1 pseudogene is annotated in these 537 nt (G+C 51.2%); it reads left to right on the top strand.

From position 1 onward, the window contains the following. Positions 1-408: pseudogene (locus tag J5224_RS34825) on the top strand (methionine synthase); the annotation flags it as partial. Positions 409-537 lie beyond the last annotated feature (129 nt).

The raw sequence follows: 537 nt of genomic DNA on the forward strand, positions 1-537 counted from the left end.
TATATCAGCCTGCACGTGTGCAGTGGCGATCTGGATACCAAAGTCCTGCACCGCAATCCCTTTGCCGATGTTATTGCCAAAGCACTCGGTCGCCTGAATGTGAATAGCCTCTTTCTGGAGTATGCGGATGCGCATTTCAGCGGATTGGAAACACTGCGCGCTATCGGAACGCAAACGGTGGTACTCGGTGTTATCACCTCCGAAACCGGAGAACTGGAGGATGCGCGCAGCATCAAACGTCGCATTAATGGCGCCTCACTCTATTTACCGCTAAACCAATTGGCATTGAGCCCGATGTGCGGATTTGCTTCAGCAGAGAGTGCCGAATGGCTGACTGAGGAGCAGCAATGGAACAAACTGCGCCACGTGGTCGATCTTGCCCATGAAATCTGGGTGATGTCAGAGTAACGCGTTTCACTCCCTCCGCTATCTGCTTGTGCTCTGTAGCAGATGCCTTTCTCTTTCCCTCAGGCGCAACCCTTGACGTGCGCCTTGCATATTTACTTTCTTTTGCATTTTTTTCATTGGGTTATTGTC

Source organism: Candidatus Symbiopectobacterium sp. NZEC135, from assembly GCF_025962695.1.